Genomic DNA, 16,054 nt, shown 5'->3' with positions numbered 1-16,054 from the left:
GGCCTGCGCCGTCGCGGCGGCCGCAGCGGCCGCGGCCTGCTGGCCGCGGTGGCGGTGGCGCTGGTGGCCATGCTGGCCTTCGTCTTCTGGCCGCGCGGCGGCTTCGAGCTGCCCCCGCCGGTGGGCGAGCAGACCTCGGTCGTCACCACCGATTCGCCGGGCCTGCCCTACGACCCGCAGCGGCCCGTCAGCGGCGACGTCGATCTGGCGCGGGAAGCGCCCGCCGTGGTGCCGGAGTCGCCCGGCGGACGGGCGGCGGTGGGCGACGACGCGGGCACGGGAACGACCGCCGGCGCGGACGACGGCGAGGCGGGCGGCAACACAGCGGACGGCTTCCAGGCGGACGGCGCCGCGCCGGCGACCGCGGCCGCCGGCACGGCGGTGGTGCCGCCGGGCGCCTCCGGTACCTGGGCGATCCAGCTCGGCGCCTTCGGCCAGCCGGCCAACGCCGAGGAACTGGTGACCAGGTTGCGGCGGGTCGGACACCGCATCGAGACCGAGACCGTCAAGACCGCCGGCGGCGCCTCGCTCACGCGCGTCCGCGTGGCCTGGTTCCGCACCGAAGCCGAGGCCTCCGCCTGGGCCGCCGCCCACGTGGCCGACCTGGGCCGGGATCCCAAAATCACGAGTAGATGAAGAGTTCACGAGTAGATGAAGAGTTCACGAGTAGATGAAGAGTTCACGAGCAGATGAAGAGATCACGAGCCGCTGAACCGGGAGGCCGGACATGACCTGCGCCATGGTGATCGGTACGGGGCACTGCGTCCCCGATCGCGTCGTGACCAACCGCGACCTCATGCAGTGGATGGACACCAGCGACGAGTGGATCGTCGAGCGCACGGGGATCCGCGAGCGGCGCTGGATCTCCCCCGGCACGACGCTCAACGACCTCGCCGCCGGCGCCGCGCGCATGGCGCTGCAGGACGCGGGCATCGCGGCCGAGGAGCTCGACCTGATCATCTGCGCGACCCTCAACCCCGACTGCTTCTTCCCGGGCAACGGCGTCCTGCTGCAGCACGCGCTGGGCGCGCGGACGGTCGGCGCCATGGACATCCGCAACCAGTGCACCGGCTTCGTCTACGGCCTGGCCACGGCCGCGGCCCACATCAAGGCCGGCTTCGCGCGCACCGTGCTGGTCGTCGGCACGGAGATCCACTCCACCTCGCTGGACATCTCCGACCGCGGCCGCGACATCGCCGTGCTGTTCGGCGACGGGGCCGGCGCCGTCGTCCTGCGCGCCGGCGAGGGCGGGGGCGACGTGCTGGCCAGCGTCCTGCACAGCCAGGGGGAGTTCGCCCGCGAGCTGTGGTGCGAGCTGCCGTCGGGCAGCCAGCCCGGCCGCATCACGGCCGCGCAGATCGCCGAGGGCCGTCACTACCCGCACATGAACGGCCGCGCCGTCTACACGCACGCCGTGCGGCGCTTCTGCGAGGCGATCCAGGAGGTGCTCGACGCGGGAGGGGTCGCGAAGCAGGAGGTCAAGCTGGTTATCCCCCACCAGGCCAACCTGCGCATCACCGAGGCGGTGACCAAGCGCTTCGATCTGGCGCCGGAGCAGGTCTTCAGCAACATCCAGCGCTACGGCAACACGACGGCGGCGTCGATCCCCATCGCGCTGAGCGAGGCGGTGCGGGAGGGCAGGCTCGCCCGCGGCGACCTGCTGGTGCTGGTGGCGTTCGGCTCGGGGTTCACCTGGGGCGCCAACCTGATCCGCTGGTGAGCGGCGGCGGCTAGTCCGGCTTGAGCTCGTCGTTCTGGCCGATGCGCTTGGCCTTGAAGCTCAGGCACATCAGCCCCACCGCGAGGCGCTCGTTGCGCACGATGACCTGCGGCGGGGTGCGGATGTCGGTCGGCGTGAAGTTCCAGACGCCGACCACGCCGGCGGCGACCATCTGGTTGGCGACGTCCTGGGCGACGTTCACCGGCACGGTCAGCACGCCGACCTTGATGCCGTGCTCCTTCACGAACCCGGGCATCTCCGACAGCGGCCGGATCGGCACGCCCCGGATCTCCAGGCCCACCAGCTTCGGGTCCACGTCGAAGATCCCGCGCAGGGGGAAGCCCAGGCGTTCGAAATTGCGGTAGTTGGCCAGGCCCTGGCCGAGATGGCCGGCGCCCACGATGATCATGGGCACCGGGACGTCGACCCCGATGATCTCCTCGAGGGCCGGCACCAGCTTGTCGACCTGGTAGGGCCGGCCCGGCTTGCTGAAGCCCCCGAAGTAGTGGAAATCGTGCCGCAGCTGGCTGGCCTTGATGTCCAGCGAAGTCGCGAGTTGTCGCGACGAGACTTCCTTCACGCCCGCCTGCTGCAGCAGGATGAGCTTGTCCAGGTACAGGGGCAGGCGCAGGATGGTGGCGTCCGGGACGCGGAACTTCTTGCCCTTGTTGTTGACGACCCTCACCTGGATCTCCCTTCGCCGATCGCTCCGCAGCACCGCCACGGACACAACCGTTCTTGTTAGGTCTTTGACAGGACCAATCTACTCCCGCCCCGCGACACGCGTCAAGATGCAGGTTGACGAGATTTCACAACCGGCCTGCCGAAGGGAAAACAACGTTGGCCCCCCGCCTGGCGCCCCCTATATTGGTCCCGCGCCGCAGGTTCCATCACTCCAGCCGCACAGGTCGCGCATGAACGACGTCACCCGCTACGATCCCCTGCAGGGCGCCCCGCTGCCCGTCCTGGGAGCCTGGGGCGAGGACGAGTACCGGTCGCTCGGGCTGATGTCCGGGCTCGAAGTGCACCAGCAGCTGCAGACCTCGAAGAAGCTCTTCTGCCGCTGCCCCGCCGGCAGGTACACCACCGAGCACCACGCGGAGATCCTGCGCCACATGCGCCCGACCCTCAGCGAGATGGGGGACTACGACGGCACCGCGCTGATGGAGTTCAAGACCCGCAAGAACATCACCTACCTGCTGAACGACGAGACGGTCTGCACCTACGAGATGGACGACGCCCCGCCCTTCGAGATGAACCCCGAGGCGCTGGACAACGCGGTGCGGGTCTCGCTCATGCTCGGCCTGCAGGTGGTCGACGAGATCCACATCGCCCGCAAGCAGTACCTGGACGGCAGCATCCCCACGGGCTTCCAGCGCACGGCGATCATCGGCGTCCAGGGCGCGGTCCCCCACCGCGGCCGGCGCATCGGGATCCGCCAGCTGTCCATCGAGGAGGATTCCTGCCGCGAGGTCAGCGACCGCGGGCACTCCCGCGTCTACCGCACCGACCGCCTCGGCATGCCCCTGATCGAGACGGTCACCGACCCCGACATGCACACTCCCTGGGACGTGGCCGCCGTCTGCGACGCGCTGCGCCGCCTGGCGCGGGCCAGCGGCCTGGTGCGCACGGGCGTCGGCGCGGCGCGGCAGGACGTGAACGTGAGCATCCGCGGCGGCTCCCGCGTCGAGATCAAGGGCGTCCCGAGCATCAAGCGCATCCCGCGGCTGGTCCACAACGAGGCCCTGCGCCAGCGCAGCCTGCTGGCCATCCGCGACGTCCTGCGCGAGCGCGGCGTCACCGCGGCTTCGCTGACCGACGCCTCGCGCGACGTCACGTCCGTCGTCCACGCCGCCGAGGGCGGCTACCTGCGCGACGCGATCACCGGCGGCGCCCGCGTCGTGGCCGTGCCGCTGCCGGGCTTCGAGGGGCTCGTCTCCACGCCGACCCAGCCCCACACCCGCTTCCTGAAGGAATTCTCCGACCGCGTGCGCGTGGTCGCCTGCATCGACGCGCTGCCGAACGTCATCTGCTCGACGAGCGAGGTCCCGACGCTCTCGTCGGCCGAGTGGGGCCGCATCGAGCGCGCCTGCGGCGTCGGGCGCGACACGCCGATCATGGTGGTCTGGGGCGACGAGCGGGACGCGCGCACCGCGGCGGGCGAGATCCTGCTGCGGGCCCGCGAGGCCTGCGAGGGCGTGCCCGAGGAGACCCGCCAGGCCCTGGACGACGACACCACCGGTTTCGAGCGCGTCCTGCCCGGCCCCAGCCGCATGTACCCCGACACCGACCTGCCGCCGGTGGTGCTGGGCGCGACAAGGCTGGCGCGCCTCGCGACCGACCTGCCGCCGCCGCCCTGGGAGCGCCGCGAACGACTGCGGCGCGACGGGGTCGGCGAGGACCTGGCCGACCGGCTGGCCCGGCACCCCGCGTACGCGCTCTACGCGCACCTGCAGCCGCAGCTCGGCGACGGCCCGCTGACCGCGACCGGTCTGGCCTCGCTGCTGCTGGACCGCGACCTGCCGCGGCCGTCGAGCCTGACCGCGGCGGGCGACTGGTGGGAGCGCGTCCTGGACGGGCTGCGCGCCGGCCGCGTGCTGCCCGAGGGGATCTGGTGGTCGGACGACGAGCCGGCGGACGCGCTGCCGCCGGCGGCGGCCCGCGCGGCTTTCGACGCGGCCTTCGCGGCGGCCGTGCAGGAGCTGCCGGCGGTCCTGCCGGCGGACGGCGGGCCGCGGCTGCGCACGATCATGGGCCGGGTGATGCCCGCCCTGCGCGGCCGGGTGTCGGGACGCCAGGCGGCCGCCTGGGCCGAGGAGGCGACGTCGTGAGCGGGAACGTCAGCGAGGACTACAAGGGCTACCGCGACCCCGCGCTGTCGGTGCTCCGGCGGTTCGAGGCGCTGGTGTGGAGCGACGTCACCGTCCGCACCGACCGCGGCGAGTTCCGCGGGCTCATCCTGCCGCGCAACGAGATGGCCGACCCGGAGCACGTCGTGCTGAAGATGTCGACCGGCTACAACATCGGCCTGCACGTCGGCGGCATGCAGGAGATCACGGTCCACGGGCGCAAGGTCGCCAACTACAAGATCCCGGAGAAGGCCTTCCCCTACTCCGAGGGCAAGCCCCGCGTCAAGCTGCTGGGCACCGGCGGCACGATCGCCTCGCGCCTGGACTACCGCACCGGCGCCGTGATCCCCGCCTTCTCGCCCGGCGAGCTGTACGGCTCGGTGCCCGAGCTGGCGGACGTCTGCAACCTGGAGACCGAGAAGCTCTACGGCGTGTTCAGCGAGAACATGGGCCCCGAGCAGTGGATCGGCCTGGCCGAGGCCATCGGGCGCGAGATCGCCACCGGCGTCGACGGCATCGTGGTGGGCCACGGCACCGACACCATGCACCACACCGCGGCCATCCTCTCCTTCATGGTCCAGGACCCGCCGGTGCCGATCGTCATGGTCGGCAGCCAGCGCTCGAGCGACCGGCCCAGCTCCGACGCCGCCATCAACCTCATGAACGCCACGCGCACGGCCGCGACCAGCGACCTCGCCGAGGTGATGGTCTGCATGTTCGGCCCCACGAGCGACCAGTACGGCCTGCTGCACCAGGGCACCCGCGTGCGCAAGATGCACTCCTCGTACCGCTCGACCTTCCGCACCCTGAGCGACATCCCGCTGGGCAAGGTCGACCAGGGCGGCGTCACGCCGTTCCGCAACGACTACCGCCGCCGCCGCGCCGACCGCGACGTCTCGATCAAGGCCGTCTTCGACGACCGGGTCTCGCTGGTCTACTACTACCCGGGCATGAAGCCGGACGTCATCGACAGCCTGGTCGACCACGGCTACAAGGGGATCATCATCGCGGGCACGGGGCTGGGCCACGTCAACCGCCCCCTGTACCCCGCGCTGGAGCGGGCCCACCGGGCGGGCGTCTCGATGTTCATGACCGTGCAGACGCTCTGGGGCTTCGTGCAGATGTACGTGTACGAGACCGGGCGCGAGATCATGGAGCTGGGCGTCGTGCCCGCGGCCAACATGCTGCCCGAGGTGGCCTACATGAAGTTGGGCTGGGCGCTGGGCCAGACGCAGGACCCCGCCGAGGTCGCCCGCATCATGCTGACCCCGATCGCGCGCGACATCACCGAGCGGGAGCCCTACAACGGCTACCTCGTGTACCAGGGCGGCATCCCCGAGGTCGACCAGTTCCTGAGCGAACACTGGAAGTAACGGCGGCCCGCGTCACTCGTGCGGCATCCGCTCGCCCGTGCTCGAGAAGAACTTCTGCACCGGGTAGCGCGACAGGTTGCTGACGCGGCTGGTGTAGACGCAGGCGACGTCGCGGATCTGGGCGCCGAAGCGGCTGACCGCCCGCCCCTCGCGGAAGATCGAGCCCCACCAGGGGTTGTAGACCGCGGCGATCCGCTTCTGCAGCTGGGCCCGCCGTCCCAGGCTGGCCTGGATGCGCTCCTGCAGCTCCTGCACGACCACGGGGTCGTGGTCGGGCAACGACAGCAGGTGGTCGCGCTCCAGCCCCAGGTCCTCCAGCGAATCCTCGATCTCCTCGAGGCCGGCCATCGTCCCGCGCAGCGGCTCCGCGGCGAGGGTCTCCTCCTCCACCTCCGGCACGATCATGGCGGTGCGCCAGCCGACCGACTTCTTGCTGCGCAGGATGTCGCCGTAGGTGTGGTCGCCGAAGTACAGGATCGCGTCGCCGATCGCGCCGAGCTTGGACTCCAGGTAGAACGCGTCGCCCCCCGTGAAGCACTGCCCGCGGCGGTTCGGCAGGTGCGGCACCGTGTCGACCGGGATGCGCTCGCCCTTGCCCTTGGGCAGGAAGAAGCCCGGCTTGCGCGCGGTGCAGATGACCAGGTCGAAGAGGTCGTCCCAGGGGCCGTCCTCGCCGCCGAGGATGTAGTTCATGACGGCGCCGGTGTAGTCGGGCTCGGAGTTCGTGAGCAGGAACAGCTTCTTGCCCGCCTCGCGGAAGCGGCGCAGCGTCGGCGCCAGCAGGGGGTCGCGCACGAAGTAGCGGGGCAGGTCGGCCATGATGCGGCGCTTCAGCGAGCCGTCGCGGTGGATGGTGTCGATCGCGTCGCGGATGTCGTCGAACAGCGTCTTGTAGCTCGGGCGCAGCAGCCCGGGCTGCCCGTCCTTCAGGGCCACCAGCGCCGAGTAGAGCGAGCCCTCCGGCAGGTCGAACAGGGTGTCGACGACGCGGTAGCGGTTCGGACTCAGCCGGATGCGGCCCCGCTTGTAGGCCTCCCGCCGCTCGACCTTCGACAGCAGCCGCCCGCCGTGGCGGACGCGCGCCACGTAGCCGTAGGCGTCCACCTTGACCAGGTTGCCCAGGCGGCGGTCGACGATCAGGCCGCGGGTGACGGCGGTGCGGTCGTACGCCACCTCGCGCAGGCTCTCGGGGTACCCCTTGGCCTCCACGAGCAGCGCGACGGCCATCTCGAAGCAGAGCTGCTCGAAGACGTGGGGGTCGTAGAGGGCGAGCGTGTGGTCCATGTCGAAGCCGATGGCCGCGATCGAGGCCAGGCGCAGGTTGCGGTGCGTGTGGACGCGCAGGTGGCGCGGCGGCGGATCGCCGCGCAGGCCGTCGGTTTCCGGGTCGGCCGTGACGTGGTGGTGGGGCATCGTTTCTCCGGGGCGCCTAGGTGGTCTGCAGGCGGCGCGGGAGCATCTCGTCCAACCAGTCGCTCGCGTCGCGCAGGCCGACGAATTCGGGGAAGAGGGTCTCGATCTTCGCGCGCCAGCTCTTGGCGTTGTCGCGGAAACCCAGTTCCTCCAGGACCTGCCCGCCCCTGAGCCAGGCCGACAGGTTCCGCTCGTCGGTGGTGACCGCCCGCAGGTAGTAGCCCAGGGCCCGCCGGCCCTCCCCCCGCAGCCGGTCGCACTCGGCCTTGCCGAGCCAGGCGTGGGAGTAGAGCGGGGCCAGGTCCAGGGCCCGGTCGAAGCGGCGCTCCGCCTCGTCGGGGTTCCCGTCGAGCAGGTCCAGCAGGCCAAGGTAACGCCACGGGTACAGGTCGCGCCAGCGTTCATCCGCGTCCGGCGCCGCGCCGGCCGAGGCCAGGCAGGCCTCGAGATCGCGCGTCGCCAGCTTGCGCAGGCTGGAGGCCGCGACCAGGGTGAGGCCCGCGTCGTCGCCGCGGGCCAGGTGGCGGACGGCCGCCACGGCGCGGCGGAAGCGCAGCTCGGGGCGATCGGGGTAGATCTCCATCGCGTCGCGCACGACGTCGAGCGCGGCGGCGGTCTCCAGCTGCGCGATCTGCGCGGCGCTGAGCAGGCCCACGAGGTCGGGCCCGTAGGCCAGCGCCGCGGCGGCCGCCGGCGCCATGCCGCGCACCGTTCCCCACGCGCGCTCCAGCTGCCGCACGGTCTTGCCCAGGCCCGCGACCGGCAGCACCTCGTCCTCGAGGCGGGTCAGGGTCTCGGTCGCCAGGCAGTAGGCGAAGTAGGGCTCGTAGGGGTACTCGCGGGAGGCCTCGCGCAGCAGCCGGCGGTTGCGCTCGCCGCGATTCGCGGCCCGGTCGGCGCCGCCGTCGTGGATCAGGGCGAGCTGGGAGCCCCGGATCGCGAGCCCGCGGGCGGTCGCCCAGTTCTCCAGGGCGATCTCCACCGTCTCGTGGACCGGGTAGCAGTAGCGCACGTAGGGGTGGTTGCGGAACAGCCGCACCTGGGTCGCCGATTCCTCGCCGCGCTCCTGCCCACCGGCGAGGACCGCCACCCGGTAACCGGCGGCGTCGGGCTCCGACAGCAGGCGCTGCAGCTCGACCGGGCGCACCGGCTGCAGGCGCTCGTCGGCGTCCAGCACCAGGATCCAATCGCAGCGGGCCTCGGCCAGCACGGCGTTGCGCGCCGCGGCGAAGTCGTCGTCCCACGGCACGTCGACCACGCGGGCCCCGTAGCCCTCGGCGATCAGGCGCGTGTTGTCGGACGAACCGGTATCGCCGACGACGATCTCGTCGACCACCGCCAGGGCGGACTTGATGGTCTGCCCGATGGTCGCTTCCTCGTCCTTGGCGATCATGCACAACGTGACGGTTTTACGTTTCATTTGCGGGCCGCACCTGATCGTGATGATGGTTCAAGCCGCTCCTCCGCTCCCGGCGCTCCCTCGACGATGCTATCGGCCGGCGCCGGCCGCGGTTTAACCCGCTGTTGCCAGAAAGGCGAATCTTCCGCATCATGCCCGGCAACGGGCCGCCGGACGGCCCCAGCGGACCCAAGGCCCCCGGGGACCCCTCATGCGCTTCAGCGACGACCCCTTCGCCCGACCCGCCGACCGGCTGGACCGCGCCTCGCTGGTCCTGCGGGACCGGATGCCCGTGTCCGCCCTGCTCGACGGCATCCGCAGCGCCGGCAACGTGGGCTCGATGTTCCGCACCGCCGACGCCGCCAACCTCGGCGGGCTCTACCTGTGCGGGATGACCGCCACCCCCCCGCGCCCCGACATCGAGAAGACGGCGCTCGGCGCCACCGAGACCGTCCCCTGGGCCTACCGGCAGGACCCGGCCACCGCCGTCGCCGACCTGCGGGCGCGCGGCGTCCAGGTCGTGGCCCTGGAACAGGCGCCCGACGCCGCGCCCTTCGACGAATTCCCGTACCGCTTCCCGGTCTGCTTCGTCGTCGGCCACGAGGTCCAGGGCGTCGGACCCGCGACGCTGGCGGCCGTCGACGCCTGCGTGGAGATCCCGATGTCCGGCGCTAAGAGGTCCCTGAACGTCGCCGTGAGCTTCGGCGTGCTGGCCTTCCACCTGCGCCGCGCCTGGCTGGCCGCCGGGAGTCCGCGGTGAGCGCCGCTCCCTATCGTTCCCCCTGGCGTCGCCGCGTCTTCGTGCTGGCCGTGGCGGCGGCCCGCTCCCTGCTGACGCGGGCCGGACGGTCGGACGAGCCCCTGGTCCGCCGACTCGTGGCGGGCAACAACCGCCGCGTCGAACGCCACCTCGCGCGCCACGGCGCCGCGACCGTGCTGCTGATCCTGCCGCGCTGCGTCAAACGGGGCTGCTGCAGGATCGACAACGGCGGCTCGCTGTCCGCCTGCCTCGGCTGCGACAGCTGCGACCTCGGCGAGCTCGCGCGCATCGCCGACCGGCACCGGGTCGAGGCGCTGGTCGCCTTCCGCAGCCACGTCGCCTTCGCCCTGGCCCGCGAGCGCCGCCCCGACCTGATCATCGCCACCGCCTGCGAGGACCGCCTGGTCAAGGCCCTGCGCAGCGTGCCGGAGATCCCGGCCCTGCTCGCGCCGCTGACCGGCATGGAGCGCCAGTGCGTCAACGCCTCGTTCGACCCCGCGTGGTTCGCGGCGCAGCTGCGCCTGGCGACGGCGGCGAGGGAGGCGGAACATGACGCGCGCGCGACGACTCGGGCGTAGGCTGCTGGGCCCGTCCTTCGACCACCTGCTCTTCCTGCGCCCCCGCCAGTGGCCCATCCTGACCGCGCAGCTCGCGGTCGGGCTGCTCGCCGCCCCGGCGCTCCACGACGCGATCGTCCCGCGCCGGGCGCTGCCGGAACCGGCCGCCGCGGCGACCTTGCAGACGGACGTCCTGCTCTGGGCCTGGCTGGCCTGGGTCCTCTGCCTCAACGGCGGGACCCTGGCCTTCAACAGCGCCCACGACCGCGACGTGGACGACGTCGCCTACCTGCGCGCGCCGCCGCCGCCGCCGCCCCGGCTGGCGGCGTTCGCCCTGCTGCTGATGGCCGCGGGCCTGGTCCCCGCGCTGCTGGTGTCGCCGCGCTTCGCGGCGGTGACCGCCGCCTGCGTGCTGCTGTCGGTCGCGTACTCGCACCCCGCGACGCGCTGGAAGGGCGTGCCGGGACTGGATCTCGCGGTGAACGCGGTGGGGTACGGGGCGGGGACCACGCTGGCGGGGCTGCTGGCCGGCCGGGCGGCGGCCGGCCGACCCGACGCCTGGCCCGACGGGCCGGGCTGGCTGTTGACGGGCGGCTTCGCCCTGCTGTTCGGCTCGTTCTACCCGATGACCCAGCTCTACCAGATCGCCGCCGACAGCGCCCGCGGCGACCGCACCCTGGCCACCGCCCTGGGCGCGACGCGATCGCTGGACCTCGCCCTTGTGCTGTCGGTCGGCGCCGCAGCGCTCCTCTTGGCCGGCGCCGATCCCCGGACCGTGCCGAGGCTCATCCTGGTCCTGACGCTGGCGATGTGGTGCCTGGCGGCAGCGGCGTGGCGGCAGCGGGCGCCACGGTTGACTCCCCATCAGCACGAGGCCCGCATGTACGCGGCGCTGGCGCTGTGGGCGCTGATCGACGCGGCGGTCCTGCTGGGGTTCTACTTCCCGACGTGGAGGTCGTAGGGCTTCAGAACTGGGCGCGCCAGCGGCGGTCCAACACGCCCCCGGGCTGCACGCCCAGGGCCTCGAACTCCCCGAGCACGCGGTTGATCAGGCGGGCCTTGTCGGCCAGGGGCAGGAACGCGCTCTTGAAGCCGTCGAGCAGGATCTTGGTGACCTGCTCCACGCTCAGCGAGTAGTGGGCCACGGCCAGTTCCAGCTCGTGGGTCATCGTGGTGCCCGACACCAGCCGGTTGTCGGTGTTGAGCGTGACCCGCAGCCCCTCGTCCAGGAAGCGCTTGATGGGGTGGTCCGACCAGCGGGCGATCGCCCGCGTCTGCATGTTGCTCGCCAGGCAGACCTCGACCGCGATGCGCCGGTCGTTGACCCACTGCATCAGGTCGGGATCGCGGGCCAGGTTGGTGCCGTGCCCGATCCGGTTGGCGCCGCAGTAGTGGATGGCCTGGTGGATGCTCTCGGGTCCGAACGCCTCGCCCGCATGCACGGTGACCGGCAGGTTGTGGTTGAGCACCACGTAGAAGGCCTGCAGGTGGTCCTTGGCGGGAAAATCCTTCTCGGCGCCCGCGAGGTCGAAGGCCACCACGCCCCGCCCCTTCCAGCGCACCGCCAGCTCCGCCAGCTCCACCGAAGAGGCGGGCGAGATGTGACGGATCCCGCAGATGATCTGCCCGGTGACGATGCCGTAGCGCCGGCGCGCCCGGTCCAGGCCGCGCTGCACCGCGGCGACGATCTCGTCCAGGGTCAGCCCCCTGACCGTGTGCAGCATGGGCGAGTAGCGCACTTCCATGTAACGGATGTTCTCGCGGTGCGCGTCCTCGGCCAGTTCGAAGGCGATCCGCTCGATGTCGCCGGCGTGCTGCATGAGCTGCAGGGTGATGTCGAAGACCTTCAGGTAGTCCTCCAGGCTCTCGCACTGCTCGCCCACCTCGCAGACCGCGCGCACGTCGTCGTCGTCGCGGAAGCCGAACGGCAGGCCGTGGCGCGCCGCCAGCTCGCGGACCGTGGCCGGCCGCAGCGAACCGTCGAGGTGGACGTGGAGGTCGGTCTTGGGGAGGGCGTGCAAGAGCTGGCGGGTGGTCCGGTCGGTCACTTCCGTCGTCATCGCGGTGCTCCCGTCCAACGCCTGGAGTAGATAGCATCCTGGGCCGGGGACCCCTTTGGGACCCGGCCCAGGATAGAAAGCGCCGATGCGGGCGATGGTCTCCAGGCCTAAAGGGCGACTCATTTCCCTAGGCACTGATGCCGGCCGCTCCGCAGCCACGAGTCAAGCTGCGTGGGACCGCACCGACCCTGTGCTGACAGGCTAGGCCTTCAGCGAATGATGATACCCCGCCCCACCCCCAAAGGCAACCCGTAGCTTGTGCCGCCGAGATTGTGCCCGGCCCGGGCCGGGCCCCGGATCAGGCATGGGTCCCCAGCATCCTGGCCGGCCGCCTATGCAGGACTGCAGCCATACTTGCATACACCACAGCGATATATGAACATCTTGGCCGTACGGACGCCGAGAGCACGACCATCGACGCCGCGTTCGCCATCGGGTCCGACGATCGCCTGGTCGCCTCTTCGGGCACTGCGTCCGGCTCTCGCGAAAGGGACCGGCTCCGCTTCGCGGTCCCGGAAGCAGGGACGCACGGCCGGCTCGAATGACGGGATGACCAACTCGCAGGGAGGACGGCACTTGCCCACCCCGAACGGAGACACAATCTCCGTGGCACAACCTGGACATCGCGGTGGGGAAGCAGTATCTTCCATTCGCAGCGATGGCCCCCACCGCCCCGAAAGGAGCGCGAGCATGCGTTCGCTCCCGAGCCCGACCCGGCCCCTGGCCGGCGTGGTCCTGATGGCGTTGATCCTGGGCCTGGCGCCCGCCGCCTCGTTCGCCCAGGACACGGTCGCCGCAGCGGCGCCCGCCGACAATGTCCAGGACCCGGCGTCCCTCAGGACGAGGCATCCCTCGGTGTTGGCCGTCTCGGCGTCGTTCGTCCACCTGCTCCCCCTGCACATCCTCAAGGAGAAGGTCGCCGACATCAACGACCTGACCACGGCGGGCTCGGGTGTCACGGCCGATTTCCGGGTGTACGTCCTGGACGGGCTGGCTCTCTCCATCGGCGGCACGCGCAGCGGCTTCGGGTTGAGCGACAGCAAGCCGGACGAGATGACCACGATCAACGGACGGTTCGGGGACAGCGATCCCATCACGCCGGACAACTACCTCCGGCTCGACGGCGCCTTCCTGAACGTCACCGCCTACCTGGGCAACAAGATCACCCCCGGTTCGCGGTTCAACCCGTACTTGCGCGGCAGTTTCCTCTATTACGACTGGGCGCTGCACGAGGACGGCCGGGGCAGCGACGTCGTCACCTACCAGGACCAGGCGATCGAGGGCCAGGATTACGGCGTCGGCGCCGGTCTCGGCACCGAGTACCGGCTCAACTCGCGGGCGAACCTCGACCTGCAGTTGCTCTGGGGCTACCTGCTGACCGGCGACGAGATCAAGTGGGAGGGCCTGCAGTCGACGTTCAACGAGAGCTACTACTGGACGAACACCCACTTCTGGAACCTCTCGCTGGGCCTGGTGATCGGGATCTGACCCGCGCCCTACCGGATGCGCGAAGGCCGACCCCCGCGGGGGTCGGCCTTCTTCTTGCCGTCGCTGCGGGTCGGGATCAGGTGCCCGCGGAGTAGTCGTCGGCGTAGAGGGCCTGCTCGTCGGTCAGCACGTCGAGCGACATGCCCATGGTGCGCAGCTTGATGCCGGCGATGTACTGGTCCTGCGACTCGGGGATGTCGTGGACGTCGGCGGCGAGATCGCGGCCTTCGCTCGCGAGCCGCACCATGCTCAGGAACTGGTTCGCGAACGACATGTCCATGACCTCGCTGGGGTGACCCTCGGCGGCGGCCAGGTTGACCAGGCGGCCCTGCGCCAGCAGGTAGATGCGGCGGCCGTCGCGCAGGGTGTACTCCTCGCAGTTGTCGCGGATCTCGCGCTTGCCGGTCGACAGCGAGGCGAGGTCGCCGATGTTGATCTCGCAGTCGTAGTGGCCGGTGTTGCAGACGATGGCGCCGTCGCGCATGACCTCGAAGTGCCGCTTGACGATGACGTCCTTCATGCCGGTCGCGGTGATGAAGATGTCGCCGACGGCGGCCGCCTCGTCCATGGTCATGACCCGGTGCCCGTCGAGCGTCGCCTTCAGGGCGGCCGTGGCCTTGATCTCCGTGGCGATCACGCTGGCGCCGAGACCGGCCGCGCGCATCGCGCAGCCCTTGCCGCAGTGGCCGTAGCCGGCGACGACGAAGTTCTTGGCGGCCAGCAGCACGCTGGTGGCGCGGATGATGCCGTCGAGGCTGGACTGGCCGGTGCCGTAGACGTTGTCGAAGTCCCACTTGGTCTCGGCGTCGTTGACCGCCACGACGGGGTACTTCAGCGCGCCGTCGGCGGCCATCGCGCGCAGGCGGTGGATGCCGGTCGTCGTCTCCTCGGTGCCGCCGACGATGCCCGCGATCAGGTGCGGGTGGCGGTTGTGGACGGAGAAGATGAGGTCGGCGCCGTCGTCGAGCGTCAGGGTGGGCTTGAAGTCGAGGGTGCGGTCGATGCACCAGTAGAACTCATCGACGTTCATCCCGTGCCAGGCGTAGATCGAGACGCCGGCGGCCGCCAAGGCGGCGGCCACGTCGTCCTGCGTGGACAGCGGGTTGCAGCCGCTCCACGAGATCTCGGCGCCCGCGGCGAGCAGCGTCTCGATCAGGACGGCCGTCTCCTTGGTCACGTGCAGGCAGCCGGCGATGCGCATGCCCTTGAGCGACTGCAGGCGGGCGTGCTCTTCGCGCAGGGCCATCAGCACCGGCATCCGGCTCTCGGCCCAGTCGATCTTGCACCGCCCGCGCTCGGCGAGGCCGGGATCGGCCACCTTGCTGGGTGAGGCGCCTGCGTGCTTGTTCGTCATCGTCGTCCTCCTGTTCGGGTCAGCGCGGGTCGGGACCCGCGTCGTCGGTCACGGATGGTGCGGCAGCGGCGGGAACCTTCTCCCCCACGGCCAGGAACACGTCGGGCCAGACCGCGCCGCGGTCCTGCAGGCCGGGCGGCAGCGAGACCCGCGCCAGGTCGATCTGCGAGGGGCGGCGCACGAGGTAGCGGCGCGGGACGAGGCCGTGGCGGCCGAAGAGGGCCAGCATCTCCTCGCGGGAGAACCCCAGCCACTGGTGGGCCAGCTCATCGCGCATCCATTGCAGGTTGTGGCGCGTGAACGCCGCGACCACCACCCTGCCGCCGGGGCGCACCACGCGGGCCATCTCGCGCACGGCCTGGCCGGGGCTGGCGACGTGGTGCAGCACCATCGAGCAGTAGGCGGCGTCGAAGGTCCCGTCGGCGAACGGCAGGGCCTGGACGTCGGCGCTGCGGAACCGGACGCCGGCGAGCTGCTCGCGCTCGCACAGCTGGCGCGCGCGCTCGAGCATCGCCTCGCTGGTGTCCACGGCGGTGACGGACGCGCCGGTGCCCGCGAGCAGCGGCAGCAGGGCGCCGGTGCCGGTGCCGATGTCCAGGACCTCCAGACCGGGCGGGACCAGGGCCGCCACGGCGCCGGCCTGGATGTCGGGAGCCTCGAAGGCGGGTCGGATCTGGTCCCAGGCGCCGGCGATGCCCGCGAAGAACTCCCCCGTGCGCCGGTCGCGATCGGCCAGCACCCGTCGCAACGCCTCGTCGTCGCCGGCGGCCTCGGGCACGCCCCCGGCCAGCGCGAGCACGGCATCCCTCAGCGCAGCTGCGTCTCCCAGGTCGGACCGGTCGGCCAGCCCGTACCAACCCCAGGTCCCGTCCTTGCGATGGCTCAACCAACCGGCCTCGCGCAAGACCGCCAGGTGCTTCGAGACGCCCGGCTGACTCAGGCCGAGCACCTGGACCATGTCCTGGACGGTCAGCTCCCCCCGACCGAGCAGCCGCATAATCCGCAGCCGCGTCGGATCGCCCACGGCCTGGAACAGGGCAGCCGGATGCTGGAATTGGGTAGCCACGTTCCCCGCTCGCCG

14 protein-coding genes are annotated in these 16,054 nt (G+C 71.4%); 8 read left to right on the top strand and 6 right to left on the bottom strand.

What is annotated here, in order from left to right:
• Together Q7W29_03885 and Q7W29_03880 are read left to right on the top strand one after the other, a co-directional pair.
• Nucleotides 1-636: SPOR domain-containing protein (locus tag Q7W29_03885; protein MDO9170953.1), on the top strand; the 636-nt coding region annotated here is incomplete at its 5' end.
• 91 nt (nucleotides 637-727) lie between these two features.
• The gene (locus tag Q7W29_03880) at nucleotides 728-1,720 is read left to right on the top strand and encodes a beta-ketoacyl-ACP synthase III (protein MDO9170952.1); all 993 of its coding nucleotides are present in this window, start codon (nucleotides 728-730) and stop codon (nucleotides 1,718-1,720) included.
• Between the two features lie 10 nt (nucleotides 1,721-1,730).
• Here Q7W29_03880 and Q7W29_03875 read toward each other — a convergent pair whose 3' ends face one another.
• A complete protein-coding gene (locus Q7W29_03875) occupies nucleotides 1,731-2,405 on the bottom strand; it encodes a redox-sensing transcriptional repressor Rex (GenBank protein MDO9170951.1) in 675 nt (224 codons plus the stop codon).
• 229 nt (nucleotides 2,406-2,634) lie between these two features.
• On the opposite strand from Q7W29_03875, the gene gatE reads away from it, so the two are divergent.
• Together gatE and gatD are read left to right on the top strand one after the other, a co-directional pair.
• Nucleotides 2,635-4,551, top strand: a complete 1,917-nt coding sequence (gene gatE, locus Q7W29_03870) for a Glu-tRNA(Gln) amidotransferase subunit GatE (GenBank protein ID MDO9170950.1) — start codon at nucleotides 2,635-2,637, stop codon at nucleotides 4,549-4,551.
• The gene (gatD, locus tag Q7W29_03865; protein MDO9170949.1) at nucleotides 4,548-5,942 is read left to right on the top strand and encodes a Glu-tRNA(Gln) amidotransferase subunit GatD; all 1,395 of its coding nucleotides are present in this window, start codon (nucleotides 4,548-4,550) and stop codon (nucleotides 5,940-5,942) included. The genes gatE and gatD overlap by 4 nt, the downstream gene beginning before the upstream one ends.
• Before the next feature lie 12 nt (nucleotides 5,943-5,954).
• On the opposite strand, the gene Q7W29_03860 is transcribed toward gatD, so the two are convergent.
• Both Q7W29_03860 and Q7W29_03855 read right to left on the bottom strand, forming a co-directional pair.
• Complete coding sequence (locus Q7W29_03860; GenBank protein MDO9170948.1) at nucleotides 5,955-7,355, bottom strand: HAD-IG family 5'-nucleotidase; 1,401 nt, start codon at nucleotides 7,353-7,355, stop codon at nucleotides 5,955-5,957.
• Nucleotides 7,356-7,371: 16 nt separating this feature from the next.
• A complete protein-coding gene (locus Q7W29_03855; protein ID MDO9170947.1) occupies nucleotides 7,372-8,775 on the bottom strand; it encodes a glycosyltransferase family 2 protein in 1,404 nt (467 codons plus the stop codon).
• A 190-nt stretch (nucleotides 8,776-8,965) separates the two neighbouring features.
• On the opposite strand from Q7W29_03855, the gene Q7W29_03850 reads away from it, so the two are divergent.
• Genes Q7W29_03850 through Q7W29_03840 form a run of 3 tightly spaced genes read left to right on the top strand, consistent with a single transcriptional unit; the run spans nucleotide 8,966 to nucleotide 11,032 of the window.
• The gene (locus Q7W29_03850) at nucleotides 8,966-9,514 is read left to right on the top strand and encodes an RNA methyltransferase (protein MDO9170946.1); all 549 of its coding nucleotides are present in this window, start codon (nucleotides 8,966-8,968) and stop codon (nucleotides 9,512-9,514) included.
• Entirely contained in the window at nucleotides 9,511-10,092 is a 582-nt protein-coding gene (locus tag Q7W29_03845) for a DUF116 domain-containing protein (GenBank protein MDO9170945.1), read from the top strand. Before Q7W29_03850 ends, Q7W29_03845 begins: the two co-directional genes overlap by 4 nt.
• A complete protein-coding gene (locus tag Q7W29_03840; GenBank protein MDO9170944.1) occupies nucleotides 10,064-11,032 on the top strand; it encodes a UbiA family prenyltransferase in 969 nt (322 codons plus the stop codon). Before Q7W29_03845 ends, Q7W29_03840 begins: the two co-directional genes overlap by 29 nt.
• 4 nt (nucleotides 11,033-11,036) lie before the next feature.
• On the opposite strand, the gene add is transcribed toward Q7W29_03840, so the two are convergent.
• Nucleotides 11,037-12,131 (bottom strand): adenosine deaminase, encoded by a 1,095-nt coding sequence (add, locus tag Q7W29_03835; protein MDO9170943.1) that lies wholly within the window; start codon nucleotides 12,129-12,131, stop codon nucleotides 11,037-11,039.
• Between the two features lie 690 nt (nucleotides 12,132-12,821).
• Here add and Q7W29_03830 point away from each other — a divergent pair.
• The gene (locus Q7W29_03830; protein MDO9170942.1) at nucleotides 12,822-13,619 is read left to right on the top strand and encodes a hypothetical protein; all 798 of its coding nucleotides are present in this window, start codon (nucleotides 12,822-12,824) and stop codon (nucleotides 13,617-13,619) included.
• Between the two features lie 76 nt (nucleotides 13,620-13,695).
• Here the strand turns inward: Q7W29_03830 and Q7W29_03825 are convergent, their stop codons facing one another.
• Nucleotides 13,696-14,973 carry an adenosylhomocysteinase gene (locus tag Q7W29_03825; GenBank protein MDO9170941.1) on the bottom strand — a complete coding sequence of 426 codons (1,278 nt, stop codon included), beginning with the start codon at nucleotides 14,971-14,973 and terminating at the stop codon, nucleotides 13,696-13,698.
• Nucleotides 14,974-14,992: 19 nt separating this feature from the next.
• The gene (locus Q7W29_03820; protein MDO9170940.1) at nucleotides 14,993-16,039 is read right to left on the bottom strand and encodes a metalloregulator ArsR/SmtB family transcription factor; all 1,047 of its coding nucleotides are present in this window, start codon (nucleotides 16,037-16,039) and stop codon (nucleotides 14,993-14,995) included.
• Nucleotides 16,040-16,054: the final 15 nt, after the last annotated feature.

The organism is bacterium (genome assembly GCA_030654305.1).
In the GTDB taxonomy this organism is placed as follows: Bacteria; Krumholzibacteriota; Krumholzibacteriia; order LZORAL124-64-63; family LZORAL124-64-63; genus PNOJ01.
The sequence above is the reverse complement of the archived record's forward strand: the minus strand, read 5'-3'. Positions and strand labels throughout refer to the sequence as shown.

Coding starts and splice junctions, on each gene's coding strand:
- Q7W29_03880 (MDO9170952.1), top strand. CDS start 728: ATGACCTGCGCCATGGTGATCGGTACGGGGCACTGCGTCCCCGATCGC.
- gatE (MDO9170950.1), top strand. CDS start 2,635: ATGAACGACGTCACCCGCTACGATCCCCTGCAGGGCGCCCCGCTGCCC.
- Q7W29_03860 (MDO9170948.1), bottom strand. CDS start 7,355: ATGCCCCACCACCACGTCACGGCCGACCCGGAAACCGACGGCCTGCGC.
- Q7W29_03855 (MDO9170947.1), bottom strand. CDS start 8,775: ATGAAACGTAAAACCGTCACGTTGTGCATGATCGCCAAGGACGAGGAA.
- Q7W29_03850 (MDO9170946.1), top strand. CDS start 8,966: ATGCGCTTCAGCGACGACCCCTTCGCCCGACCCGCCGACCGGCTGGAC.
- Q7W29_03840 (MDO9170944.1), top strand. CDS start 10,064: ATGACGCGCGCGCGACGACTCGGGCGTAGGCTGCTGGGCCCGTCCTTC.
- add (MDO9170943.1), bottom strand. CDS start 12,131: ATGACGACGGAAGTGACCGACCGGACCACCCGCCAGCTCTTGCACGCC.
- Q7W29_03830 (MDO9170942.1), top strand. CDS start 12,822: ATGCGTTCGCTCCCGAGCCCGACCCGGCCCCTGGCCGGCGTGGTCCTG.
- Q7W29_03825 (MDO9170941.1), bottom strand. CDS start 14,973: ATGACGAACAAGCACGCAGGCGCCTCACCCAGCAAGGTGGCCGATCCC.